At 61.1% G+C, this 26,284-nt stretch carries 20 protein-coding genes and 1 pseudogene; 14 read left to right on the plus strand and 7 right to left on the minus strand.

Features of this window, described 5'->3' with window-relative positions; all coding sequences use genetic code 11:
* Window positions 1-44 precede the first annotated feature (44 nt).
* Window positions 45-536 carry a MarR family winged helix-turn-helix transcriptional regulator gene (locus KO539_RS25960; protein WP_219312864.1) on the plus strand — a complete coding sequence of 164 codons (492 nt, stop codon included), beginning with the start codon at window positions 45-47 and terminating at the stop codon, window positions 534-536.
* Here KO539_RS25960 and KO539_RS25965 read toward each other — a convergent pair.
* A complete protein-coding gene (locus KO539_RS25965) occupies window positions 521-1,627 on the minus strand; it encodes a pyruvate dehydrogenase (RefSeq protein WP_219312866.1) in 1,107 nt (368 codons plus the stop codon). The genes KO539_RS25960 and KO539_RS25965 overlap by 16 nt on opposite strands.
* A 135-nt stretch (window positions 1,628-1,762) precedes the next feature.
* Here KO539_RS25965 and KO539_RS25970 point away from each other — a divergent pair, with 135 nt between their 5' ends.
* The gene (locus tag KO539_RS25970; RefSeq protein WP_219312868.1) at window positions 1,763-1,951 is read left to right on the plus strand and encodes a hypothetical protein; all 189 of its coding nucleotides are present in this window, start codon (window positions 1,763-1,765) and stop codon (window positions 1,949-1,951) included.
* 45 nt (window positions 1,952-1,996) lie between these two features.
* Here KO539_RS25970 and KO539_RS25975 read toward each other — a convergent pair whose 3' ends face one another.
* The 3 genes from KO539_RS25975 to alaC form a co-directional block, all read right to left on the minus strand.
* Window positions 1,997-2,491: a hypothetical protein gene (locus KO539_RS25975; protein WP_219312870.1), complete on the minus strand. Its 495-nt coding sequence runs from the start codon at window positions 2,489-2,491 to the stop codon at window positions 1,997-1,999.
* A gap of 250 nt (window positions 2,492-2,741) precedes the next feature.
* Window positions 2,742-5,030, minus strand: a complete 2,289-nt coding sequence (metE, locus tag KO539_RS25980) for a 5-methyltetrahydropteroyltriglutamate--homocysteine S-methyltransferase (protein WP_219312872.1) — start codon at window positions 5,028-5,030, stop codon at window positions 2,742-2,744.
* A gap of 363 nt (window positions 5,031-5,393) precedes the next feature.
* On the minus strand, window positions 5,394-6,611 hold the full coding sequence (gene alaC / locus KO539_RS25985; protein WP_035819772.1) for an alanine transaminase: 1,218 nt from the start codon (window positions 6,609-6,611) through the stop codon (window positions 5,394-5,396).
* A gap of 309 nt (window positions 6,612-6,920) precedes the next feature.
* Here alaC and KO539_RS25990 point away from each other — a divergent pair, with 309 nt between their 5' ends.
* Window positions 6,921-7,604 (plus strand): pentapeptide repeat-containing protein, encoded by a 684-nt coding sequence (locus tag KO539_RS25990; RefSeq protein ID WP_225241695.1) that lies wholly within the window; start codon window positions 6,921-6,923, stop codon window positions 7,602-7,604.
* A 163-nt stretch (window positions 7,605-7,767) separates the two neighbouring features.
* On the opposite strand, the gene KO539_RS25995 is transcribed toward KO539_RS25990, so the two are convergent.
* The gene (locus KO539_RS25995; protein WP_219312874.1) at window positions 7,768-8,982 is read right to left on the minus strand and encodes an MFS transporter; all 1,215 of its coding nucleotides are present in this window, start codon (window positions 8,980-8,982) and stop codon (window positions 7,768-7,770) included.
* Between the two features lie 119 nt (window positions 8,983-9,101).
* Here KO539_RS25995 and KO539_RS26000 point away from each other — a divergent pair, with 119 nt between their 5' ends.
* A complete protein-coding gene (locus KO539_RS26000; protein WP_219312876.1) occupies window positions 9,102-10,028 on the plus strand; it encodes a LysR family transcriptional regulator in 927 nt (308 codons plus the stop codon).
* Window positions 10,029-10,188: 160 nt separating this feature from the next.
* Here the strand turns inward: KO539_RS26000 and KO539_RS26005 are convergent, their stop codons facing one another.
* The gene (locus KO539_RS26005) at window positions 10,189-12,459 is read right to left on the minus strand and encodes a carboxy terminal-processing peptidase (RefSeq protein ID WP_219312878.1); all 2,271 of its coding nucleotides are present in this window, start codon (window positions 12,457-12,459) and stop codon (window positions 10,189-10,191) included.
* 519 nt (window positions 12,460-12,978) lie between these two features.
* Between KO539_RS26005 and KO539_RS26010 the strand changes: the two genes are divergently transcribed.
* From KO539_RS26010 to KO539_RS26040, 8 genes and pseudogenes are all read left to right on the plus strand, one after another.
* Window positions 12,979-14,949: a methyl-accepting chemotaxis protein gene (locus KO539_RS26010; RefSeq protein ID WP_176389285.1), complete on the plus strand. Its 1,971-nt coding sequence runs from the start codon at window positions 12,979-12,981 to the stop codon at window positions 14,947-14,949.
* 442 nt (window positions 14,950-15,391) lie between these two features.
* Window positions 15,392-15,616, plus strand: a complete 225-nt coding sequence (locus KO539_RS30630; RefSeq protein ID WP_307789227.1) for a hypothetical protein — start codon at window positions 15,392-15,394, stop codon at window positions 15,614-15,616.
* 15 nt (window positions 15,617-15,631) lie between these two features.
* A complete protein-coding gene (locus tag KO539_RS26015; protein WP_307789229.1) occupies window positions 15,632-18,664 on the plus strand; it encodes a type VI secretion system tip protein TssI/VgrG in 3,033 nt (1,010 codons plus the stop codon).
* Complete coding sequence (locus KO539_RS26020; RefSeq protein ID WP_219312881.1) at window positions 18,661-20,235, plus strand: hypothetical protein; 1,575 nt, start codon at window positions 18,661-18,663, stop codon at window positions 20,233-20,235. The genes KO539_RS26015 and KO539_RS26020 overlap by 4 nt, the downstream gene beginning before the upstream one ends.
* 2 nt (window positions 20,236-20,237) lie before the next feature.
* Window positions 20,238-21,251, plus strand: coding sequence for a PoNe immunity protein domain-containing protein (locus KO539_RS26025; protein ID WP_219312883.1), 1,014 nt, complete (start codon window positions 20,238-20,240; stop codon window positions 21,249-21,251).
* Between the two features lie 214 nt (window positions 21,252-21,465).
* Window positions 21,466-22,326 (plus strand): PoNe immunity protein domain-containing protein, encoded by an 861-nt coding sequence (locus KO539_RS26030; protein ID WP_219312885.1) that lies wholly within the window; start codon window positions 21,466-21,468, stop codon window positions 22,324-22,326.
* 6 nt (window positions 22,327-22,332) lie between these two features.
* Window positions 22,333-22,485: pseudogene (locus KO539_RS26035) on the plus strand (methyl-accepting chemotaxis protein); the annotation flags it as partial.
* Between the two features lie 51 nt (window positions 22,486-22,536).
* Complete coding sequence (locus tag KO539_RS26040) at window positions 22,537-22,809, plus strand: putative signal transducing protein (protein WP_219312887.1); 273 nt, start codon at window positions 22,537-22,539, stop codon at window positions 22,807-22,809.
* A gap of 13 nt (window positions 22,810-22,822) precedes the next feature.
* On the opposite strand, the gene KO539_RS26045 is transcribed toward KO539_RS26040, so the two are convergent.
* Complete coding sequence (locus KO539_RS26045) at window positions 22,823-23,371, minus strand: thymidine kinase (protein ID WP_219312889.1); 549 nt, start codon at window positions 23,369-23,371, stop codon at window positions 22,823-22,825.
* Window positions 23,372-23,677: 306 nt separating this feature from the next.
* Between KO539_RS26045 and KO539_RS26050 the strand changes: the two genes are divergently transcribed.
* Both KO539_RS26050 and KO539_RS26055 read left to right on the plus strand, forming a co-directional pair.
* On the plus strand, window positions 23,678-25,057 hold the full coding sequence (locus KO539_RS26050; RefSeq protein WP_219312891.1) for a cystathionine beta-synthase: 1,380 nt from the start codon (window positions 23,678-23,680) through the stop codon (window positions 25,055-25,057).
* Complete coding sequence (locus tag KO539_RS26055; RefSeq protein WP_219312892.1) at window positions 25,054-26,235, plus strand: PLP-dependent aspartate aminotransferase family protein; 1,182 nt, start codon at window positions 25,054-25,056, stop codon at window positions 26,233-26,235. Before KO539_RS26050 ends, KO539_RS26055 begins: the two co-directional genes overlap by 4 nt.
* Window positions 26,236-26,284: the final 49 nt, after the last annotated feature.

Here is a 26,284-nt window from a genome sequence, read left to right on the forward strand (position 1 = left end):
GCTATAATTGCATTTGCAACTGTGATTGATCTGGAGGAATACCGATGTCTGAAACTGCGCCTGAAATTGGCTCGCCCCCCGCGCCCGACCTGTGGTTTTCATTCGTGCGCACGCACCGTTTGATGATCCGCGAGATCGAACGCCGCCTGGCGGCGGCCAAGCTGCCCGTGTATGCGTGGTATGACGTGCTGTGGGGACTCGAAAGCGGCCCCGACGGTTCGCGCCGCATGCACGAACTGGCCGACGCGCTGGCCATCGAACGCTACAACCTGACGCGCCTGGTGGACAAGCTGGAAACGGACCGGCTGGTGACGCGCACGCGCTCGATGGAAGACGGGCGCGCCGCCTTCGTTTCCATCACGGAAGAAGGAAAAATCCTGCGCAAGCAGATGTGGGCCGTCTACCAGGCCACGGTGGCCGACCTGTTCCTGGCACAATTTGACAACGATGGGCAGCAAGACTTCAGCGCCGCCCTCGCGCGCGCCGCCGAGGCGGCACGCAACGCAGGCCAAGGCAAGATTCAGAGCAAGGCGTAACGCCGCAGCGCGTACTCGACGAACTGCAGGGGCAGCGCGCCATCGTCGGCCAGGGCTTTCAAGGCGGTAACGGCCAGCCATGGCGCGCTGACCTCCATCATGGCGTCAGCGCCGACGGCGATGAAACGCCCGCGCACGTAACCGCCGATCTGGCCCGCGATGTGCTGCCCATAGCCGGTGACGGCGATGACGGGTGCGGCACTGTCATCGAGGCAACGCCGCACATGGGCCAGTCTTGGAATGGCGCGCGGGTGACGCAGGTTCCACTGCTCCGCCGCCTGCGCATCGCGCGCCAGGCGCGTGTAACTGGGGCAACTCCACACTTGCGCGGCAATATCCCAGTCCTCCTGCAGCAAGCGGGCGGCACCGGCGACGACGGCCAGCATCCTTCCCGCCCCGCACAGACGCACCCGGCATGGCGCAGGATCCGGCGGCGACACGCGGTACATGCCCAGGCTGGCCGCTGCCGTATCGGCGGCCGACAAGGGCGCCGCCACCGCATACTCATCCGCATCTTCGTCCGCATCTTCGTCCGCATTTTCGTCATGTATGGCCAGATAGTAATAACCTGGCTGCTGTTCCACATACAGCGTTTCCAGTGCCGCGCGCAGGATGGCGCGTACTTCCTCGCCCGTCGCTGGGTCGAAGGGCATGCAATTGTGCTGTGCGGCCAGCCAGGCGGGCAGCGCTGGCTGCACGCCTTTCGGCCAGCGAGAAGATTGCGTTTCCGCATCGCTGCAAACGATGCCACGCTCGCGCGCATCGACCAGCACGCCACTCAGAGCCTGGAGCGAAGCGGGACGGCACAGATACAGCAGCGGTTTCTCGGCGCCATAGCGCAGCGGCCAGGCACTGGCGGACGCCGTCACATTCCAGGCATCGTCATGCCGCTGCGTCACTTCCGCGCGCACGACGCGGATGGCATTCGCCGCGGCCGGGCCCATCTGCAAGCTGCGCGCCATGGCGCCCAGCGCGCGGCGCGGCGAAACCTGCCGCAACGGCAACGCCGGTGGTGCCGCCAGCGCGGCTAGGCAGGCTTGGGCGGCGTCGCGCGCGGCGTCCAACGGCGGAGAAGAAGGGGAAGAATGCATGAAGGCTCCTGTTTCAACAACGCTTGCGCAAGGCAGACATAGCCTATACGATTGCAAATGCAACGATTGTAGTTGCAATCCTTTGCGCGAGCAAGGGACGCGGGCCAACCGACATTCCTGTCTTCAAGGTGAAAAATGACGCTGAACAATTCTGAAACCGTGCGCATGGCGTATGCCGTGAAACTGACGAACGCGCAAGTCGAGGCCGCCAAGCGCCTGTATGCCGCGCATTTCGGCCCTACGGACAACCCACAGGCGATGGCCGCCATCATCGCGGCCCTGGCGCGCAACTACAGTTCGGCCGTGGCGGCAAATGTGCTGTAGCGCCACGCATGACGCAGGCAAAAAGAACCCGCTATGCAAGCGGGCCTAGCTCGTACCAAAAATGACGAGCTTTCGACGTGATCCTTGTGCGCGCGTCACCAGCACGCGGGCTTGCTCTACGGTTACGCAAGTCTGCGGCGCAAATTCCGCTGGCACTGTTTCCGCATCGCGCGCGATGAGTTGCGGATCATTGATCACGTCATAATCGCCGCGCTTGAAAAGCAGTTGCTCGATACCGGCGTCCCCTTCGGACATCGGTGTGACGACAATCAGCGACCAAAGGCCTTCATCACCCAGAAATTTCTTTTGCTTCAGGAATGCGTTAATGCGATCAGCATGCGGCACCGGGTCGATCAGCTCGCTCTGATAGATGCCCATCGGGCACAGCATCGTGCCGGGCGGCCATCCCATATCGGGCAACGCTGCGACCGTGACCGGACGCAACTGCGCCAAATGGCGGTCAAGCGGATGCTTCTCCGCCGAACAGGCACCGAGCGCCATCAGCGCCAGCATGCCGGCGGCGCGAAACAAAGGCATCATCAACTTGTCTCCTTGTATGTTTATGCTTAAACAAGCTTATCTTAAGGCATGCAGCCGTGGGAAAACAGGCAAAAAAAAGCCCGCTACGGAAGCGGGCTGAATCTATTTCCTTGGAGGAAGTAGAGGAGACAGGTGCATGATGCCGCATCGCAGCATCATTATCCAATTGCATGTTGTGATGACAGAAATACGATTGTTCTATATCTCAGCCACGTCTCAGCCATAGCGGCCTCCCCTGCCCCTGCCCTCCTTAGGCCACGGTGTCGCCGCGCAAGGTTTTCGCTGCCGCCACCATGTTGGCCAGCGCGGGTATGACTTCTTTCCAGCCGCGCGTTTTCAGGCCGCAATCGGGGTTGACCCACAGGCGCTGGGCGGGGATGCGCTCGGCCGCCTTGCGCATCAGCTTGACCATCTGTTCTTGGGCAGGAATATTCGGCGAGTGGATGTCGTAGACGCCAGGGCCGATGTCGTTCGGATAGTTGAAATCATCGAAGGCGTCCAGCAATTCCATGTCGGAGCGCGACGTTTCGATCGTGATCACGTCCGCATCCATGCCGGCGATCTGCGCGATGATGTCGTTGAATTCCGAATAGCACATGTGCGTGTGGATCTGCGTTTCATCGGCCACGCCATTGGCCGTGATGCGGAACGATTCCACGGCCCAGCGCAGGTACTCGGCCCACTGAGATTTGCGCAGCGGCAAGCCTTCGCGCAATGCCGCCTCGTCGATCTGGATCACGCGGATGCCGGCCTGTTCCAGGTCCTGCACTTCGGCGCGGATGGCCAGCGCCAGCTGGTAGCACGACACGGAACGGGGCTGATCGTCGCGCACGAAAGACCAGTTCAGGATGGTGACGGGGCCCGTCAGCATGCCTTTCATCGGCTTGTCCGTCAGCGACTGGGCGTAGGTGCTCCACTCGACCGTCATGGCGCGCGGGCGGCTGATGTCGCCGAACAAAATGGGCGGCTTCACGCAGCGCGAACCGTACGATTGCACCCAGCCAAACTGGCTGAAGGCGTAGCCGTCGAGCTGTTCGCCGAAATATTCCACCATGTCGTTGCGTTCCGCTTCGCCGTGCACAAAGACGTCCAGGCCCAGGGTTTCCTGTTCTTGGACGCAATGGGCGATTTCCGCCTGCATCAGTTTTTTATAGCTGGCTGCATCGAGCTGGCCGCTGCGGAACTGGCTGCGGGCCTGGCGGATTTCCGCCGTCTGCGGGAAGGAACCGATGGTTGTCGTTGGGTACGCGGGCAATTGCAGCAGTGCAGCTTGCTTGGCGGCACGTTCGGCATAGCTGCCGGCGCGCTGGCCCAGGCTGGCATCGATGCGTGCCACGGCCGCTTTCACATCGGGATTGTGCACGCGCGGCGACTGCCGGCGCGCTTGCACGGCCGCATGATTGGCATCGAGCGCCGCTTGCACGGAGGCACGGCCCTTATTCAGTGCGCCGGCCAGGGTGTGCACTTCATCGAGCTTTTGACGGGCAAAGGCCAGCCAGGATTTGATATCTGTATCGAGCTTTTGTTCACTGTCCAGGTCGACAGGCACGTGCAGCAAGGAGCACGACGGCGCGATCCACAGGCGCGATTGCAGGCTGGCGTGCACGGGTTCCAGCCATGCCAGCACCTCATTCAAATCCGTCTTCCAGATATTGCGGCCATTTACGACGCCTAGCGACAGCACGCTGCTGGCGGGCAATTGGGCCATCACCTGCGCCACTTCCTCGCGGGCGTTAATGGCGTCAAGATGCAAGCCTTGCACCGGCAATTTACACGCCAGTGCCAGATTGTCTTGCAGCTTGCCGAAATACGTGGCCAGCAGCAGCTTGACGTTCTTGACCTTGCTCAAGGCATCATAGGCCGTGACCAGCGCCTGCTGCCAGGCGCTGTCCAGTTCCGTGACGAGGATCGGTTCATCGATCTGCACCCATTCCACGCCTTGGGCCGCCAGTTCCTGCAGCAGTTCCACGTAGACGGGCAGCAAGCCTTGCAGCAGCGCCAGCTTGTCGGAATCATCCTTGGCCTTGCCCAGCCACAGATAGGTGACGGGGCCGATCAGCACGGGCTTGGCTTTGACATTCAATTGACGCGCTTGCGCCAGTTGCCGCAGCAAGCGACTGCTGTCGAGCTTGAACTGCGTCCCGGCCGAAAATTCCGGCACGATGTAGTGATAATTGGTGTCGAACCATTTCGTCATTTCGCCGGCGTGGACGCAGCTGCAATCGCTGTCGCTGGCCGAACGGCCACGGGCCACGCGGAAATAGTTGTCGAGCGCCGCGCCTTGCAAGCCGCGCACGCGCTGCGGCAAGTTACCCAGGGTAAAACTCAGGTCCAGCACCTGGTCGTAGAAGGAAAAGTCGCCCACGGGCACCAGGTCCAGCCCGCTCTGGTCTTGCCAGTGGCGCTGGCGCAACTCCGCGCCATGGCCTTCCAGCGCGTCCAGGCTGCTTTGGCCTTTCCAGTACTCTTCTAGGGCGAATTTCAGTTCCCGTTTGGCGCCGATGCGCGGATAGCCCAAGTTATGTGTCGTGACGGTCATGGCGGTAGTTCCTCCTGATGAAGTATGGAGACATCATAGAGGCTTTCATCCATGAAAAATAATGGTAAAACTTCATACATCCATTATTAATATTCATGTGAAACCATGTTCTAACATATCCACCTGGCCGTGCTGCGAAGCGACCGCCTCGTTCGCCGAGCGTGCCGGTCAGAACCCTGGGCCAAAACGACGGGCAAAAAAAAGCCCGCTGCGGGAGCGGGCTGAATCTATTTCCTTGGAGGAAGATAGAGGAGACAGATGCATGATGCCGCGTTGCAGCATATAAAACCACTTTATATTCGTGATGTCAGAAATACGCAGCAGTGATATTAAGGGCAACGAAGCATTCCATGCGGCAACCTTTTATGCTGCCGACTCCATTTTCCCGTCGCCGGAACGCAACATATTCTTGATGCCGCGCAGCGCCTGCCGCACGCGCGCCTCGTTTTCGATCAGGGCGAAGCGCACATATTCATCGCCATATTCGCCGAAGCCGATGCCGGGTGAGACGCTGACCTTGGCTTTTTGCAGCAGCAGCTTGGCGAACTCCAGCGAGCCCAGGTGGCGATACGCTTCCGGAATATGCGCCCAGATGTACATCGAGGCCTTCGGTTTTTCCACCATCCAGCCCGCTTCATGCAAGCCTTTCACCAGCACGTCGCGGCGGCGCTGGTATTGGGCGCAGATGTCCGTCACGCAGCTTTGGTCGCCTTCCAGCGCGGCAATGGCCGCCACTTGCACCGGGGTAAAACTGCCATAGTCGTGGTAGCTCTTGATGCGCGCCAGGGCCGCCACCAGTTCCGCATTGCCCACCATGAAGCCGATGCGCCAGCCCGCCATGTTGTAGCTTTTCGACATGGTGAAAAACTCGACGGCCACGTCGCGCGCGCCCGGTACCTGCATGATGGACGGCGCCTTCCAGCCATCGAAGGTGATGTCGGCATACGCCAGGTCATGCACCACCAGAATATTGTGCTGCTTCGCCAGCGCCACCACGCGCTCGAAGAATTCCAGCTCCACGCATTGCGCCGTCGGGTTGGACGGGAAGCCCAGCACCATCATCTTCGGTTTCGGATAGCTTTCGCGGATCGCCCGTTCCAGTTCGGCAAAGAAATCCACGCCCGGCCCCATGCGCACGGAGCGGATGTCGGCACCCGCGATGACGGCGCCCCAGATGTGGATCGGGTAGCTGGGATTCGGCACCAGCACCGTGTCGCCACGGTCGAGTGTCGCCAGCATCAAGTGGGCCAGGCCCTCTTTCGAGCCGATGGTGACGATGGCTTCGCTGTCTGGGTCGATGTCGACCTCGTAGCGCTTCTTGTACCAGTGCGCAATGGCGCGGCGCAAACGGGGGATGCCTTTTGACGCGGAATAACCGTGCGTGTCGGGGCGTTTGACCGTCTCGACCAGCTTGTCCACGATGTGGGCCGGCGTGGCGCCATCGGGATTACCCATCGACATGTCGATGATGTCCTCGCCACGGCGGCGCGCGGCCATCTTGAGCTCGGCGGTGATATTGAAAACGTAGGGGGGAAGGCGATTGATGCGCGAAAAGCTGCGCGGAGCTTGGCTGTCGGTCATGGTATCTCTATACGTAAGCGCCCGGATCCGTCCGAGCGACGTTGGCGCAATGCGTGCGCCTGCAACGATACTAACCCGAGCTTGAGGAAACTGGCAAGGCCGATTCGGACAGGCTACAATACGCGCTGATCGAAAATGAGCGCACCGGTTGGTAACCCGGTAAGTGCCCGGCACAGTCCGGCATGCTCCCGCCCACGCGGACCCACGGCGCTGACCTCTGACTGTACCACCAGCCGGGGAGGTGTTCTGGTTCGTGCATTTTCCCGCCGCGCCATCCCTCCCCTGTTTTTTACTTTAGGAATGAGACGGATGGCAACACACGACACCGCAGTAACTGGCATGACCCTGGACCGCGCCGGCATCGAGCAGCAACTGGCACAATCAGTGCACCACTTCATCGATTGCGCGTTCGACGGCGAAGACTTGTCGCGCCTCGATCTGCAGGGCTGCACCTTTGAGCGCTGCACCTTTGCCGAAACCAACTTGTTCGCCAGCAAACTGGCGCGCAGCACCTGGCGCCGCTGCCGCGCGGGCAGCGCCGATTTCGAATCCGTCGACGCCGTCGATGCCACGTTTGAAGGCTGCGACCTGAACAACACGAAATGGCGGCGTGCCAAGCTGGCCTCGGCCACTTACCGCGGCTGCAAGCTGACGGGCGCCTCGTTCGAGGAAGTGGCCCACCTGGGTCTCACCTTCGAAGACAGCCTGCTGGTAGGCGCCGACTTGCGCGGCTTCTCGTTCCGCAAGGCGACATTAAAACAGCTGGATTTTTCCGACGCCTACCTGGCCGGCTGCGATTTCCGCGAGGCTGTCTTCGAAGGCGGCAGCCTGCGCAATGCCACCATCAAACTGGCGAAGTTCCAGGGCGCGGACCTGCGCGGCGCCGATATCGACGGTTTCAAATTGAGCGAAGCGGCACTGCTGAAAGGCGCCGTCATCACGCATGCGCAAGCGGCCAACTTCATGCGCGCGCTCGATCTGGTGGTGATTTAATCTGAAAAGACAAAAAAAAGCCCGCTATGTAAGCGGGCTGAATCTATTTCCTTGGAGGAGATAGAGGAGACAAGTGCATCTTGCGGCATTGCGGCACATCACGCCACTTTATCTTCATGATGATAGAAATATCCATTAGTGATAATGAGGCGGCATCAGGGTTTCAAGCCGTGCGGCGCGTGGCCTGCGGTAAAAATTCTCCCAGCCACACCAGCAGGGCCAGGCCCGGAAACGCCATGCCGGTCAGCAAGGTCGCCTGCCAGCCGTAACTCGCATACACCCAGGCGCCGATGGCCGAGCCGGCCGCGCCGCCAGCGAAGAACAGCGCGAAATACAGGCCGTTCAGGCGGCCCCGCACTTCAGCGCCCAGGCTGAAGATGGCGCGCTGGCCCAGCACCAGGTTGGCGGCCACACCCATGTCGAGCACGATGGAGGCGACCACCAGCAGCCCCAGCGCCATGTGTTTCGATTCCGGCGCCAGCATCGGCAAGGCAAAGGCGACGATGCCCAGCGCCAGCGCCGCGGCCGTGGCCGGCAAGGTGTGGCCCGCATCGGCCAGGCGGCCGGCGATGGGGGAAGCGACGGCACCAGCCATGCCCACCAGGGCAAAGATGGCGATACCCGTTTGCGACAGGCCGAACGCGGGGCTGGACAGCACCAGCGGCGTGACGGTCCAGAACAGGCTGAAGGCGCCAAACAGACCGGCATGATAGGCGGCGCGGCGGCGCAGCACTGGCGTACCCAGCAGCAAATGCCACAGCGAGGCCATCAGGGCCGGATATTTCATGCTCGACACGGGCTGACGCACGGGCAAGGCGCGGCGCAGCACGGCAGCCAGCGCCAGCATCAGTACTGCGGCGCCGCCAAACACCACGTGCCAGCTGGCATGGGCCGCCACCAGCGAGGCCACGGGGCGGGCCAGCATGATGCCCAGCAACAAGCCGCTGACCACCTTGCCCACCGTCTGTCCTCGCGTCGCCTCTTGCGACAGGTGGGCGGCAAACGGCACGATCACTTGCGCCGCCACGGAACCCAAGCCGATGGCCAGCGCGGCGGCCAGGAACACGATGGCGCCCGTGGAGAGGGCCGCCGCCACGAGGGCCGTGGCCGTCACCAGCAAGGCGGTGACGATCAGGCGGCGGTTTTCCAGCAAGTCGCCCAGCGGCACGACAAACAGCAGGCCCAGGGTATAGCCGACTTGCGTCAGGGTCACGATCAGCCCGGCCGCCTTGGCCGACAGGCCCGTCGAGGCACTGATGGGCCCGACGAGGGTTTGCGCGTAATACAGATTGGCGACGATCAGGCCGGAAGCGATGGCCAGCAGCAGCACCATGGCGGGTGAAATGTCGTGGGGAGCAGACGGTGAGGCCTTGTTCATGTTGTTTCCTCGGTTCGATAGGGATGTTGCCATTCTAGGCAAAGCTGAGGCAAAGATAATTAGGGCATAATCCGCTTATACTTTTCACATAAGATGAACAATTAAACGGAAGCTATCCCATGGACAAGATCAAGGCCATGCAAACCTTTGTGCGCATCGTCGAGGCCAACAGTTTTTCCAAGGCGGCCGAAACCCTGAATTTGCCGCGCGCCGCGCTGACGGCCACCCTGCAAAAGCTGGAAGCCTACCTGGGCACGCAGCTGCTGCAGCGCACCACACGCCGTTTGTCCCTGACGCCGGAAGGCGCCGAATATTTTCGCCATTGCATCGACATTTTGAAAGCCGTCGACACGGCGGAACTGGCCTTCCGTGGTCCGGATGCGAAAAAGCCGCGCGGCTTGCTGCGCATCAACCTGCCCAATACGGTGGGGCGGCGCCTGATCATTCCCCATATCGCGCAATTTCACGCCGCCTGGCCCGACGTGCAATTGCAGCTGAGCCTGACGGACCGCCTGGTCGACCTGACGCAGGAAGGCATCGATTGCGCCCTGCGCGTGGGCACCTTGCAGGATTCCGCCTTCATCGGCAAGCAGGTCGGCCTGATGCGCTTCGTCACGTGCGCGTCCCCTGCTTACTTGGCGCGGCACGGCACGCCGCACACCCTGGCCGACCTGGCAGTACACCGTGGCATCATGCATTACTCGGGCCGCACGGGACGCGCCTTCGACTGGGATTTCCAACAAGGCAAGGACGTGGTGCGCGTGCAAATGGCCGGCCCCATCGCCGTCAACGACGCGGACGCCAGCGTCGCTTGCGCGCTGCAAGGGCTGGGCCTGGCGCAGGCGGCCATGTACCAGGTACGCGCGCACCTCGACAGCGGCGCCCTGGTGGCCGTGCTGCCCGACTGCTTGCCCACACCCATGCCCATGTCGCTGCTGACGCCGCAAGGCCGGCTGGCCACGCCCAAGCTGCAGGCGTTTGCCGGCTGGCTGACGGCCCTGCTGGCGGCCCACCCCGACGTGCAACTGCCCACGCACAAAATCTGAGGCAAAAAAAAGCCCGCTACGAGAGCGGGCTGAATCTATTTTCTTGGAGGAGAATAGAGGAGACAAGTGCATTATGCTGCGTCGCGGCATATCAATCCAATTGATTGTTGGAATGATAGAAATACGCGAAACAGATAACTCTCTCCCTACCCCACCTTGATTACTTCGATGTCGCCGCCACCGGTGTCGCCTTGACATCCGCGGCATACGGCAAGACTTTGGATGCCAGGCGGGTATCGGCCTTGATCAGCGCCACTTCGTCGGCCAGGATGCGCGCCGCTTCGTTCAGCAGCACGTCCTTGGCGCTCTTCGCGGCCGTTTCGGCGTCCAGTTCGGCGCTCAGGGCCCGTTCGTCACCCTGCAAGCCGTCGTCGGTGCGCAAGGCGCCCTTCACGGCGGCGATCTGCTTGGCCGTCTTGTTGGCCGCTTTCGCGCCCTTCAGTACGTCTTTCGGATCGGGAATTACCACCAGGTCGTCGGCAGGATTCGAAATCTGCGCGATCAGGCGTTTTTCACGGGCCTTGGCGCGCGCTTCCTGGGCATCGCGCTCCTTGCGGCGCACGGTTTCATTGAGCGAAATCTGGTTTTCCTTGCGTTGCTTGACGACGAGGGCGATATCATCGAGCAAGTACTGGAAATCCTTGTCCTTGGCCACGCGCGCGTCATGCTTCTTGTCCAGCAGCGGCACGATCTCCTTCAGGTCGCCCGTCGGTATGTAGGGCGCCGGCTTGACGGCCACCCATGGCAGGGCATTGTCATAGCTCGATTCGCCGAAGTTTTCCGCGTCCGACATGGCCGGCAGCTTGATGTCAGGCGTGACGCCGCGCAACTGCGTGGTGCCGCCATTGATGCGGAAGAACTGGGCGATGGTCATTTTCAGCTCGCCGAAACGGGCTTTCTCGCTGCCGCCGAAACGGTCGAGGTTGAACAGGGTCTGCACCGTGCCCTTGCCGAAGCTGCCTTCGCCGATGATGACGCCACGGCCGTAATCCTGCACGGCGGCGGCGAAAATTTCGGAAGCCGACGCCGAGCCGCGGTTGATCAGCACACCCATCGGGCCATCCCAGGCCAGGCCGGCATTCGTATCGCTTTCCACTTCGACCTTGCCTTCGGCATTGCGCTGCATCACGACAGGACCCTTGTCGATGAACAGGCCCGTCAGTTCGACGGCTTCGTTCAGCGAACCGCCGCCGTTGTTGCGCAAGTCGATCAGGACGTTGTCGACCTTGTCCTTCTTCAACTCGCCCAGCAGGCGGGTGACGTCGCGCGTGGCGCTTTTAAAGTCCTTGTCGCCACGGCGGCGCGCTTCGAAGTCCTGGTAGAACGTCGGCAGGGAAATGACGCCGATGCGGCGCTTGACGCCGTTGTCGCGCACTTCGATGATCGATTTCTTCGCCGCCTGCTCTTCCATGCTGATTTTCTTGCGTACCAGCGGCAAGACCACGTGCTTGGCGTCAGGGCCGGCGTCGGCCGGCAGGATGTCGAGGCGCACCACGGAATCCTTGGCGCCGCGGATCAGCTGCACCACGTCGTCGATGCGCATGCCCAGCACTTCGGTGATGGGGCCGCTTTCGCCCTGCCCCACGCCGACGATACGGTCGCCCACCTTCAGCTTGCCCGACAAACCGGCCGGGCTGCCCGGCACGACTTCGCGCACCACCGTGTATTCGTCGCGCGTCTGCAGCACGGCGCCGATGCCTTCGAGCGACAGCCGCATGGCGATGTCGAAGTTATCCGAGGCGCGCGGGCCCAGGTAATTGGTATGCGGTTCGATCGACATGGCATACGAGTTCATGAAGATCTGGAACACGTCTTCGCTGTTGAGCTTGCGCGCACGGGTCGTGTAGCTTTCATAGCGCTTGTCCAGCGTCTCGCGGATGGCCTTGTCTTCCTTGCCCGCCAGTTTCAGGCGCAGCCAGTCGTTCTTGACGCGCTTGCGCCACAGGTCGCGCACTTCCTCGTCGTTTTTCGGCCAGGCGGCCTTTTCGCGGTCGAGCTGGTAGCTCTCGTCGGCCGTAAAGTCGAACTTGGTTTTCAGCAATTCACGCGCATACGCCATGCGCTCGTCGAAACGCTGCTGGTACAGGTTGTAGATGGCAAACGGCGCCGTCAGGTCTTCATTGATAATGGCGTCATCGAGCCTGGTGCGCAGCGGCGTGAAGCGGTCGACGTCGGCCTGCACGAAAAACAGTTTTTCCGCGTCCAGTGACTTGAAGTAACGGTCGAAGATTTTCTCCGACATGGCGTCGTCGAGCGGCATGGCCTTGTAATGGACGCGTGTCAATACGCGCGATGCCCACAAGGCGGCCTGCGTTTGCTGGGCCAGCGGCTTCATGGGTAGCGGAGGAGCGGCGCTCTTGTCCGTCTGGGCTGCGCCAGCGTTGGCTGACAGGGCAAGCACCAGGGTGACCAGCATCATTTGCTTCTTCATCGGCTTCTCCGAAAATTAGTTGAATCAATTCCAGGCGGCGCAGTTTCATGCGCCAGCCAGCAAGACAGTAAGGGGAATACACGACTGGTCTGCATATTATTCTACAGGATACGGCCTGGCAGTCTCCCATGGAATATCAGTTTCTTCCCGGAAGCTTAAACGCGAATTAAGGGCGGCGTCTCATTCATTACAAAGTGAAACATTCGTGACAAAAATTGCATCGCCCATCGCTGATGAATATCAAAATTCGTCATTGCAATCAAAAAAGTCAACAGGCTGTTTTTACAATCCTTGATACAGATGATGTTTTTATGCGAAAAAATGATTCCTGCGGGAAACACTTAGTAACAAAACGCAAGCAACATGCTATCATCGCGCCCTGAAATCCAGCTTGCCTGTGCGCGGCCCACAAGGCCGGCGCGCCTCCGTTTCAACAGTATTCCCCACCAGATCCCCTCCCCGCGTGTCATGTCATGACCAGGAATGGCCGAGCTGATTACCCTTTGCCAGACTCAAACTATGCCTACAATTTCGTTCTCCCCCCGCCACTGGAGTGTCGGCGGCAAGATCACCATTTTTACCTTTGCTCTCGTCAGCCTGATCCTCGCCAGTCTGACGACCTTGATCAGCATCCGCACCTCGACAGCACTGGAACAGCGCGCCGAAGCGGCTGTCACCAGCGAACTCAATAGCGTCATGACGACCACGCAAGTATTCCATACGGCCATGGTCAACGAGGCGGCCAGCTTCGCGCGCCTGTTCGCGGCCGAATTTCCCGGCCCGTTCACGGTCGACACGGGCGCCATGGTGGCCGTGGCAGGCAAGGCCACACCAGCGCTGGCCAACGGCGGCAAGGTGCTCAACCTCGACACGGCCCTGGTCGACCGCTACACGGCGCAAACGGGCGTGATCGCCACCATTTTTGCCGCCAATGGCGATGAATTCGTGCGCATCAGCACCTCGCTGAAAAAACAGGATGGCGAACGGGCCATCGGCACCCAGCTCGATCACAACCACCCCAGCTACGCGCCGCTGCGCGCGGGCCAGCGCTTCGTTGGCATGGCCACTTTGTTTGGCAAGCAATACATCACGCAATATGACCCCGTGCGCGACGCAGGCGGCAAGGTGGTGGGCGTGCTGTTCATCGGCCTGGACATCAGCAAGAATCTGGCCATGCTGAAAGAGAAGATTCGCCAGGTCAAGATCGGCCAGACGGGCTACATCTATATCGTCGACACGGCGCCAGGCGCCAATTACGGCCACCTGGTGCTGCATCCAAACAGCGAAGGCAAGAGCGCGCTCGAGTTCAAGGCCAGCGACGGACGCCTGTTCATCCAGGACATGCTGGCGCAAAAAGACGGCGCCATGCGCTATACGTGGACGGCGCCGGGCGAAACGGCTGCCAGCGCGCGCGAAAAGCAGCTGTATTACCGCCAGTTCAAGGATTGGCAATGGATCATCGCGGGCGGCACGTTCACGGACGAGATCACCCTGGAAGCGCGCCAGATGCGCAACCAGCTAGCCGTTTCCGGCTTCATCGCCCTGCTCGTCTTCGCCCTGCTGCTGTACTGGCTGGTGCGCACCCTCGTGTCGCGTCCGCTGGCCGCCGCTGAAACGGCCGCCGCGCAAATCGCCGCCGGCGACCTGACGGTGCACCTCGACACGACCAGCCTGGACGAAATCGGCCGCCTGCTGCTGGCCATGAACCGCATCAGCGACAACCTGTCGCAAGTGGTCAGCAATGTGCGCGGCAGCGCCGGGCAGATCGCCACGGCCTCCGGTGAAATCGCCAGCGGCAACCTGGACTTGTCGAGCCGCACGGAGCAGCAAGCCAGTTCGCTGGAAGAGACGGCCGCCTCGATGGAGGAACTCAGTTCCACCGTGCGCCAGAACGTCGATCATGCGCAGCAGGCAAGCCGGCTGGCGCACGACTCGTCCAGCCTGGCCGCGACGGGCGGCGCCGCCGTGGCGCAGGTGGCCAGCACCATGGACGCCATCCGCAGCTCCTCGGGCAAGATCGCCGACATCATCGGCGTCATCGACGGCATCGCCTTCCAGACGAATATCCTGGCCTTGAACGCGGCCGTGGAAGCGGCCAGGGCCGGCGAACAGGGACGCGGCTTTGCCGTCGTCGCTACCGAGGTGCGCACTCTGGCGCAGCGCTCGACGGCCGCGGCGAAAGACATCAAGGATTTGATCCAGGCGTCCGCCAGCACGGTGGACCTGGGCCACGCCCAGGTGAGCCAGGCCAGCGCCACCATGGAGACCGTGGTGGCCAGCGTGCAGCAAGTGAGCACCATTATGGCCGAGATCGCGCAGGCCAGCGAAGAGCAGCGCAGCGGCATCGAGCAAGTCAACCAGGCCATCGCCCAGATGGACCAGGTGACCCAGCAAAACGCGGCCCTGGTGGAAGAAGCGGCCGCGGCCGCCGACGCCCTGCAGGAGCAGGCGCAGGAGCTGAACCAGGTGGTGGGCGTGTTCAAGCTGTAAGTGCAATCCGGGTGTCAGGATGACGTGAATCAACGCAGCCGGGCGATGTGCTGCCATGGCGCTCTTCAATGGCAACCCGGCGCCCCCTCCCGCAAGATGTCACGCATTCGCCAATGCACCTACTTCTTTCGTAAAATCATTGCTTCTCACAATGGACGGCGACAGCCTTCTGTCGCCTGCGTCCAGTGGCGGATAGACAGCGGCACATCATACCTATGCAAGCAAGCGGGTAACGAGCGCCGCGTACGAGTAAAGCCTAAAGCTCTGGCTGTGCAAGACCAGCGAGCACAGCCATTCATTCTCCACTGACTCGCCTTGAATTAATTGACATTTCAATTGAATCACGCTTGCGCAACGGCCTCAACCAAGGTGTAATGCCACAAAATAAATATTACTTAATTTGCATTGCAGCCTAGCCTACCGCACCAGGGAGTATTGCCAGATGTCACAGCCGACTGACTCACAGCCCCAGGCATCCAGCCCGCACGCCATGCCGGGCGGTTTCACGCAAACCACCCGCCTCTTACGGCTGACGACCCCGCTCGGCCCCGACAAACTGCTGCTCGAATGCCTGCGTGGCGAGGAAGGCCTGAGCCAGAGCTACGCCTTTCAGGTGACGGCACTGTCCAATGACGCCCGCATCCCCCTGAAATCGCTGATCGGCTAGCCCGCCCGCGTCGACCTGCTCACCAGCGTCGCCGGTGCCGAGCGCCCCTTCCACGGCTATATCACGGCGGCCGAGCTGACCGAGTCCAACGGCGGCTTCGCTCGCTACGCGCTGACCATCGAACCGTGGACCGCCTTCCTGGCGCTGGGCCAGGACAGCCGTATCTTCCAGGACATGACGGTGTTCGACATCCTAGACACCGTCTTCGCCCCCTACCAGGGCCAAGGCCAAAGCCGGCTGGTGCCGGCTTGGCGCTTCGACATCGCCAAGCGCGACATCTACCCGCGCCGCAGCCTAACCACGCAGTATCAGGAAAGCGACCTCGCCTTCGTCCTGCGCCTGATGAGCGAGGAAGGCCTGTTCCACTACTACGAGCACAGCGCCGGTGACGGCCCTGGCTTGGGCGGGCACACCCTCGTCGTTGCCGACCACAACGGCAGCTTCAAGCCCAACGCCCAGGCCAACATCGACTTCACCCAGCCTGGCGCCGTCATGAAGGCCGACAGCCTTGACCGCTGGCGCACCAGCGTCGTCTGGCAAACCAACGCCATCGACATGCGCTCCTGGGACTACCGCTCCCGCCGCGACAATCAAGTTGCCGCTCACTCCGACGTACCCGACGGCATGCGCCTGCTCAGCTGCGACGCCCCAGGCGCCTACGCCTACCAGACCCAGGCGCAGGGCCAGCGCATCGCCGAGAACCAGTTGCAGGCGCTGGAGGCCGGCAAGGAAATCCACACCGCTGCGGGCACCGTGCGCACCGCCGCGCCCGGCACCACCTTTACGCTGCGCGGCCACCACCTGTTCGACGACGCCGCCGACGACGACGCCCGCAGCTTCCTGGTCGTGCGCGCTGTGCATCTGGCGTACAACAATCTGAGCGCGGACATGCGCGCCAGCATCGCGCACGAACTGGGCCAAGGCGCGCTGGCCGCCGCCAACGAGAAGGAACAGGCGCACAACCTGCACGCCGGCGGCAAGCACATCGGCGAACGGCCGCTGTACCGCTGCCGCCTCGACGCCATCGGCCGCGCGACGCCCTACCGCAGCGGCGGCATGGACAACCACGGCCGCCTGCTGCACCCGCGCCCGACCGTGCACGGCCAGCAAACGGCCATTGTCGTCGGACCGCCCGGCAGCGTGATCCACACCGACCGCGACCACCGCATCCTGGTGCAGATGCACTGGCAGCGCGGCAGCGGCAGCCACAGCCGCCTGGAGCACCCGGCACCGGACGGCCACAGCGGCGCGCCTGCCGACCATCGCGCCGGCACCTGGGTGCGCGTAGCCACGCCGATGGCACCGGTGGCGGGTGCCAACTGGGGCGCCAACGCGCTGCCGCGGGTGGGCCAGGAGGTGCTGGTGGACTTCTTGGAGGGAAACATCGACCGCCCGGTCGTCATCGGCAGCCTCTACAACGGGAAGGGCCAGCCCGACGCCCAGAACAACCAATCGTTCAAGGGTGCTGGCGCGGCTACCGGCAACGCCCCGGCCTGGTTCCCCGGCGAGGGCGGCGGCCACGCCCACCCCGCCGTGCTGTCGGGCTTCAAGTCGCAGGCGCTGGCCAGCAGCCAGAGCGGCGCCGGCGCCTACAACCAGCTGGTGTTCGACGACAGCCCAGGCCAGTCGCGCCTGTCGCTGCAGCGCCACGCCAAAGCCCACGGCGGCAATGACGAGCTGAACCTGGGCTACCTCCGCCACCAGAGCGACAATCAGCGCCTGGCCAAGGCTGGCTTCGGCGCGGAACTGAAAACCGAGCACAGCGCGGCACTGCGCGCCGGCAAGGGCATGCTGCTGTCGAGCGACGCCCGCAACGGCGCCAGCGATGGTCAGCTCGACTCGATGGAGGCGCAGGCGCAGATCGCACGCGGCCACGAGCTGCAACTGAACATGGCGACGACCGCGCAAAAACACAACGCCGATCTGAAAGGCGAGCAAGCCGAGGCCGAGCCGCCCCCGGAAAAATTGCCGGCGATCGCGCAGATGGCGCATAGCGTCGAGGTGCTCAAGGGCGCGGACGGCGCTGGGGCCGGAGCGCAGAGCCCGGTGACCGCCTACACCGAAGCGCAGTTGCAACTGTCCGGCCCGGCCGGTATCGCCGCGACCACGCCGGGCAACGCCATCTTTGCTGCCGGCAACACCAGCAGCGTCACGGCGAGCCACGACATCAACTTCGCCGCACAGGGCAACAGCCATCACTTGATCGCGGCGGGCATCAGCCTGTTCACCTATGGCAAAGCCAGCAACAAGGAAAAGCCGAACCAGGAAACCGGCATCCGCCTGCACGCGGCGACCGGCAAGGTCAGCAGCCAGAGCCAGTCTGGGCAGACCCGCATCACCGCCGACAAAGCCGTCACTGTGGCCAGCACGAGCAAGGGCGTCAACATCGCCGCCAAGCAGCATGTGCTGATGACGGCGCAGGGCGCTTACTTGAAGCTGGAAGGCGGCAACATCATGATTCACGGGCCGGGGAAGATGGAGTTCCTGGCCAGCATGAAGGAGTTGGCGGGACCGGCCAGCAGCAGCCCGACACTGCCGCATTTGCCGGACCATCGCGATATGAGTCACTTTATCGATTTGAATTATCGCTGGGACGACTTGCAGCCGATGGTCGGCGCGCCCTACACGTTGACATTCGACAATGGCACGAGCATACAGGGCAAGCTCGATGCCAAAGGCTTTGCGCGCCTGGAAAACATGTCAAGCCGCCCCGCCACCGTGACCTACGGCGAAGACGAGCGGGACGCCGTTCCGCGCAAGAAACTTGAGCCGAACCAGATTCTGGGCGCAAAGCCGCGCACCGAAGAGGAGGCGCAAGCCTTCCTTGAAAGGTACCTGGCGCAGGAAGCGGCCTACCACAAAGACAATTTCTTCCCTGATGAACTGGCCGAGATGGGCGACGCCCCCCCGCCGGACGGTTCCGTCAGCGAGCTTGACTATGATTTCCACTATGACGACTACAAATATGCCGATGAAGAAAACCCACAGGATCAGCAAGCGGAAAAGGACTATCGGCAATTGCATGACGGCGAAGGCGGATCGGCATGAGTAGCGCTGGAAGTGGTGCGGCGTACAGCGCGTCGCATGCGCAGTCCGCTGTAGAGTCGACGGTGGAGCTGGCGGCACGCATGAACCGGGAAGCCAACAACGGCATCGGAAACTGGCTTGGCGGGCTGGTAAGCGGCAAGGGCAGTTCGCCATCGCAAATCATCGTCACCGGCATCCTCGGTTTGGTACCAGGTCTGGGCCAGGCGATGGACGCGCGCGACCTCGTCTTTTGCATCATCCTGGTGTCCAGGTCGCCGGCCGCGACAGGCGGCTGGGTCGAATTGGTTATCACACTGATCGGTTGTGTACCAGCGGCGGGCGATGCGCTGAAGGTGGGATTCAAGCTGATGAAGGATGGTAAAAGCTTCGGCCGCGCCCTCGAAGGGGTCACGCCCAAACTGCGCGGCAATGTCGAAAAATATTTACGTGAGATCAACTGGAAGACGCTCGCCAGCGAATGCAAGGAACTGCTCGACAAGGCCTTCGCCGCGTTTATCGACGGTCTGGATAACTGGGCCGTGCGGGCGCTCACGAGCCGCGCGCAGGTCAAGAATATTATCGGCGAATTAAAGAGCTTGCGGCAACTCGCGCCGAAAATGATCGATGATGTTTTCGCCGAACTGAAGACGCTGCATACCAGTGTGATGAAGCACGAACTTCCCGGCACGACGGCGGCGCTGGCCGGTGCCCGTGGCAAAACCGTCAGGGCGGAGGGGCAGGAAGCCGCATCGGCTGCCGCAAGCAGAGAGGTCAGCGCGCTGGCGAAAAAGGAACGCAAACTATTGCCGAAGAAGAGCCGTGATACGAAAGACAATCATGTGCTGGTCGACAAGGCGAATGTCGACACCAGAAAAGCGGCGCAGAAAAACAGGGACAGAAACAAAAAGGCGATTATCGCTGAACACCTGACAGATTATTATGTTAAAGATAAGTATTCCGCTTTTGCGAAAGCAAACAACCACGGCAAGTTAATAGAAGAAAAAAGTGTTGCGCACACAGGGATAGACCATTTATGGGCAAACCCCGCCGACATTGCCAAGCCATTTGTTGTCGCCGATACGAAGTCCAGTATCTTCGACGCTTTTAAACTCATGGCGGCACTACCGAAGGAACTGCAGGAAAAATTTAATGTATTGAAAGCCGACGAAGCGGCCAACCCGCTTAAAAATCGAAAACCGAACATTTTTGACAGCGAGGCCAGGGATACGCTCGCCAACCATGACGTGGAGATTGGAGGCAGCAATGACCATGACGCGGCGGTACGGCGGGGCCTGAATCCACCGGGGAAAAACAAGCGGGGCGAGCCAACCGGTCTGCCGCCCCAGATGACCCACGCGTGGATCGCCCATGTTTTACCGAAGGAAAATTTAACGCCTCAAGGGGAAAAACTTTCCCTCTTAATAGAAATATTTGAAGAAGACATACTGCTTAATCCGAACACAAAACATCCTTATCAACGTTGGATTTCCTTGGTAACTGGACGCCAATTAAGCAAACACAAAAAAGCTGGCGGTGCAAAACATGAAATACAATTAATGCTTAATTTGCCCGATAACATACTTGCGAAATAAAAATGAATAAAATACTCACACAGGAAGAGTTCAAAATAAGAAAACGTGAATTATTACTCAATATGGAAATTTATGAGAGCAATTTTACCGGATCGCTTAGAACGTTTGATACGTTAAATCGATCGTTTCAACAGCCTCTGGAGATACTAAGAAAAATACCAGCGGTAAACTTCATGATGGCGACTCGTCGCCGTGCTTGGGCCGGAATAAATCATCTTGCCACGGCCTACAGCGCCGGACATGCGATTAGTGAGATAAGCGAATTTTATCCGAAGGTATTAGAATACTGGGAAGAATATGCCAAGTATGACAAGGCATACGACGCCACCCCGGAGGGACGTGAAACCTATGTCGCCCACCTTCCTCTTCTTGGTGAAGGCTTCGACCAGGCAAACCGGTTAGTCTGCCTTGGCATCCTGCTTGGCTGGGGGCATTTGTTGCCTCGTTTGCCAGCGCTTCTCGACTATCACAACCCGCGGCATGACGGTATGCTGGAACGCTTGCTCGCTTTCTACCTATCTGAGCGCGGCACGCCACCGGACGAATGCACCCGCCACCTGCCTTACTTCAAGACGCTGAAGATTTTCGCGGCGCCCAAGGAAAAGCGCAGCGAATTGATGGCCGGATATCTGGACGACTGGTACCACGCCAGCCGTCGCGAACCGTACCACGACAGCCATACCCGAGGCAAAAGCTTCATGGGATACTGGTCCTGGGAGGCAGCCGCCATCACTTACCTGCTCGATATCGACGACCGCAGCTACCGCGACGCGCAATTCTATCCAGGGGACCTGGTGGATTTCGCCAGAAATCAACGAAACAATCCAAACGGCTCAAGCGCACCGGCGCAGGCAGACGGGGAACTGCGCGCGAACGCGGGCGAACCGTGTCCCAAAGCCGGCATGTGGGAGGCGCTCGATATTGCGCCACAGACAAAATTCTATGAGCAAGGCGAAACGATGCTCGACCTTGGTTCCGCGTATGGCTGGACGGTGTGGCGATACATGAAATCTTGAAACGGACATTGAAAAGCTGGAGGGCAACGGAGAGCTGGATACTTTTTGAATTCTATGGCGGAGGTGGCTGCTAATTCGACCACGAGGAACCTATTTTATGGCGCCGGCCACGTTAGCCTCGACAAACTGCTGCGCGAACACACAAATCAAAGGGCGTGAGCCATAACATTCAGTTTATTTTCAACTTGCCGAAAAATATACTCGGAAAATAAAAATGCATAAAACACTTACCCAGGAAGAGTTAAAAATAAGAAAACGTGAATCATTGCTTGATTTTGATACCTATGAAGAAAATTTTAATGGTGCACTTGATACGTTTGAAATATTAAATAAATCGTTTCAACAGCCTCCGGAAGTACTAAAAAAAATACCTGCTGAAAATTTCATGGTGGCGACTCGCCGTCGTGCTTGGGAAGGCATTAATTATCTTGCCACGGCCTACAGCGCCGGACATGCGATTAGTGAGATAAGCGAATTTTATCCGAAGGTATTAGAATACTGGGAAGAATATGCCAAATATGACAAGGCATACGACGCCACCCCGGAGGGACGTGAAACCTATGTCGCCCACCTTCCTCTTCTTGGTGAAGGCTTTGACCAGGCAAACCGGTTAGTCTGCCTTGGCATCCTGCTTGGCTGGGGGCATTTGTTGCCTCGTCTGCCAGCGCTTCTCGACTATCACAACCCGCGGCGTGACGGTATGCTGGAACGCTTGCTCGCTTTCTACCTATCTGAGCGCGGTACGCCGCCGGACGAATGCACCCGCCACCGGCCTTACTTCAAGACGCTGAAGATTTTCGCGGCGCCCAAGGAAAAGCGCAGCGAATTGATGGCCGGATATCTGGACGACTGGTACCACGCCAGCCGTCGCGAACCCTACCACGACAGCCATACCCGAGGCACAAGCTTCATGGGATACTGGTCTTGGGAGGCCGCCGCCATCACTTACCTGCTCGATATCGACGACCGCAGCTACCGCGACGCGCAATTCTATCCAGGGGACCTGGTGGATTTCGCCAGAACTCAACGGAACAATCCAAACGGCTCAAGCGCACCGGCGCAGGCAGACGGGTAGCTGCGCAGCGGCATCGAGCAAGTCAACCAGGCCATCGCCCGGATGGACCAGGTGACCCAGCAGAACGCGGCCCTGGTGGAAGAAGCGGCCGCGGCCGCCGACGCCTTGCAGGAGCAGGCGCAGGAGCTGAACCAGGTGGTGAGCGTGTTCAAGCTCTAAGTGCAATCCGGGTGCTAAGATGGGGCAGAATCCACCGCCCCAGGAGAAACCATGCACGACGACTATGTTTTGATTGCCCGGCTGATGATCCCCACGGATGCGCACGTCATTCGCGGCTGCCTGGCAGCGGCCGGCATCGACGTGCTGCTGACGGACGACCAGCACATGCAGGCCGACATGCTGCTGGCTGCCGCCATCGGCGGCGCCCGCGTGCTGGTGCGCGAGCACGACGTGGCGCGCGCCAATGAGATACTGGCAGCCTTCGAGCGGGGCGATCTGGCCTTGTCGGACGATGCCGATGTGGGCGCGCCCGTCGCCGATTAATTTACGAGTAGATTTACGAGTAAAAACAGCGCCCGCACGCCTGGCGGTAACTCTCGTTGCCGCCTATGCTGATCTGCTCGCCTTCCTTGATGCGGTGGCCCTGTTCATCCACGCGGATGTTCATCGTGGCCTTCTTGCCGCAGGTACAAATATTCTTCAATTCCTCGATATCGTCGGCCAGCGCCAGCAGGTAGGCCGAGCCGGGAAACGGTTCGCCCTTGAAATCCGTGCGCAAGCCGTAGCAGATGACGGGCACGCCCTTCACTTGCGCCAGCTGGTGCAGCTGCTGCGCCTGGGCCGTGCTGAGAAATTGTGCTTCGTCCACCAGCAAACAGGCCACTTGCGGAATGTCATTGAGGAAATTCGTGTCGGCATGGAAGATATCGACCTGGCGCTGCGGCCCCAGGCGCGACGTTACTCTGCCCACGCCGTAGCGGCTGTCGATGGCGGCCGTGTACAGGCGTACCTGCTGGCCCTGCTCTTCATAGTTGTGCGCGACCTGCAACAAGGCCGTCGACTTGCCCGCGTTCATCGCGGAATACCGGAAATAAAGTTTTGCCACTGCCGCCTGCCCTGTTCGTCTGGTTTTTCAGGATACTGTTCAGTACCTTTTCGAGGCGTGATTATAAATCGCAATGGCGGGCTTGCGGCAGCTTAATAGTCGTGCCATTGGCGCGGCAAGCGGGATAAAAACGGCGCATACTCGCATCGCGAACCTTGCAGCCGATATGCGAACGGCGCATATGCAAGCATATAAACATTCGTTCGCCGCACTCGTCCACCCGCCTACACTGCGCGGCACGGAAGGCGGCTCGGGACACGATCCGGAGCCGTTGTTTCTCTGACAGGAGCCACTATGAATGATCGAATGCCATCCCCACCCCAGCCGCCAGCGCTATACAAGCTGATCGGCAATACCCCGCTGGTCGAAGTGACCAGGCTCGACACGGGCCTGTGCCAGCTGTTCCTGAAACTGGAATCACAAAATCCCGGCGGTTCCATCAAGGACCGCATCGGCCTGTCCATCATCGAAGCGGCCGAAGCCGACGGCAGCTTGCAGCCGGGCGGCACCATCGTCGAGGCGACGGCCGGCAATACCGGCATCGGCCTGGCCCTGGTCGGCCGCATCAAGGGCTACCGCGTCATTTTAGTGGTGCCCGACAAAATGTCGACGGAAAAAGTGCTGCACCTGAAAGCCCTGGGTGCCGAAGTGCACACCACGCGCTCGGACGTGGGCAAGGGCCATCCCGAGTACTACCAGGATTACGCGGCGCGCCTGGCGCGCGAACTGCCGGGTGCCTTCTTTGCCGACCAGTTCAACAATCCCGCCAATCCGCTGGCCCACGAAACGACGACGGCGCCCGAAATCTGGGAGCAAAGCGGCCATGACGTGGACGCCATCGTCGTCGGCGTCGGCTCGTCCGGCACCCTGACGGGCCTGACGCGCTACTTCCGCAAGGCCCAGCCCAAGCTGGAATTCGTGCTGGCCGACCCGCAAGGCTCCATCCTCACCGAATACATCGACACGGGCAAAGTGGCCGACACGAGCGGCTCGTGGGCCGTCGAAGGCATCGGCGAAGATTTTATTCCCTCGATCGCCGACATGGACAGCGTCACCAAGGCCTACACCATCAGCGACCAGGAAAGTTTTGATTCCGCGCGCGCCCTCTTGCTTGCCGAAGGCATTTTAGGCGGTTCGTCCACCGGCACCCTGCTGGCGGCCGCCCTCAAATACTGCCGCGAACAGACGACGCCAAAGCGCGTTGTCACCTTTGTCTGCGACACGGGCACGCGCTATCTATCCAAAGTCTACAACGACGGCTGGATGCGCGACCAGGGCTTGCTGCAACGGGCCGTGTCGGGCGACTTGCGCGACCTGATCGGACGCCGCTATGACGAGGGCGACGTCGTCAGCGTGGCGCCTGGCGACACCCTGCTCACGGCCTTCAACCGCATGCGCGCCAGCGACCTGGCCCAGTTGCCCGTCATCGACGGCGGCCAGCTGGTCGGCATCCTCGACGAATCGGACTTGCTGCTGCATGTCTCGGGCGACGCCGCGCATTTCGCCGGTCTGGTGGGCGCCACGATGACGACGCAGATCGAAACCCTGGCGCCATCCAGCGGCTTGTCCGCCCTGCGCGCCACCCTGGACCGGGGCTTGACGGCCGTCGTCGCCGACGATGCCGCCTTCTATGGCCTGATCACCCGCTTCGACCTTCTCAACCACTTACGCAGGACACTATCTTGAGCCAGGAAACCACCCGCAAGAGCCATCTCGCCACGCGTGTCATCCACGCCGGCCAGTCGCCCGACCCGTCGACGGGCGCCATCATGCCGCCCATTTACGCCACCTCCACCTTCGTGCAGGACAGCCCCGGCGTGCACAAGGGCCTCGATTATGGCCGCTCGCACAATCCCACGCGCTGGGCGCTCGAACGCTGCGTGGCCGACCTGGAAGGCGGTAGCGCGGCCTTCGCGTTCGCCTCGGGCCTGGCAGCCATCTCGTCCGTGCTGGAATTGCTCGATGCGGGCAGCCACATCGTCGCCGGCGACGATATGTACGGCGGCACCTACCGCTTATTCGAGCGCGTGCGCCGCCGCTCGGCCGGCCACGAATTCACGTATGTGGATTTGACCAATCCCGAGAATCTGCTGGCCGCGCTGCGCCCGGAAACGAAGATGGTGTGGGTGGAAACGCCCACCAACCCCATGCTGAAACTGGCGGACTTGCGCGCGATCGCCGACATCTGCCGCGCGCGGGGCATCATCGCCGTGGCAGATAACACCTTCGCCAGCCCGCTGGTGCAGCGCCCGCTGGAACACGGCTTCGATATCGTCGTGCATTCGACCACCAAATACTTGAACGGGCACTCGGACATCATCGGCGGCATCGCCATCGTCGGCGCGGAAGAGCGCCAGGCCGAATGGCGCGAGCAGCTGGGCTTTTTGCAAAACTCGGTGGGCGCGATTGCCGGGCCGTTCGACAGCTTTTTAGCCTTGCGCGGCGTGAAAACCCTGGCCATCCGCATGCAGCGCCATTGCGAAAGCGCACTGGCCTTGGCGCAGTGGCTGGAGCAGCAAAAGGAAGTGAAAAAAGTCTTCTATCCGGGCCTGGCCTCGCACCCGCAGCACGCGCTGGCGCGGCGCCAGATGGATGGTTTCGGCGGCATCATCTCGATCGACCTCGATACGGATCTGGCCGGTGCGCGCCGCTTCCTCGAGCGCTGCGAAGTATTCGCCCTGGCCGAAAGCCTGGGCGGCGTGGAAAGCCTGATCGAGCATCCGGCCCTGATGACGCATGCCAGCATTCCCGCCGAGCAGCGGGCAAAGCTGGGCATCGGCGATGGCTTGATCCGGCTGTCCGTGGGCATCGAGGACATCGAAGACCTGCGGCACGATTTGCGCACGGCGCTTGATGCGATTTGAGGGGGTGATTTGTCGGATTACGCTGCGCTAATCCGACCTACGGTATGCC

It is taken from the genome of Janthinobacterium sp. NKUCC06_STL, from assembly GCF_019345455.1.
In the GTDB taxonomy this organism is placed as follows: Bacteria; Pseudomonadota; Gammaproteobacteria; order Burkholderiales; family Burkholderiaceae_D; genus Janthinobacterium; species Janthinobacterium rivuli.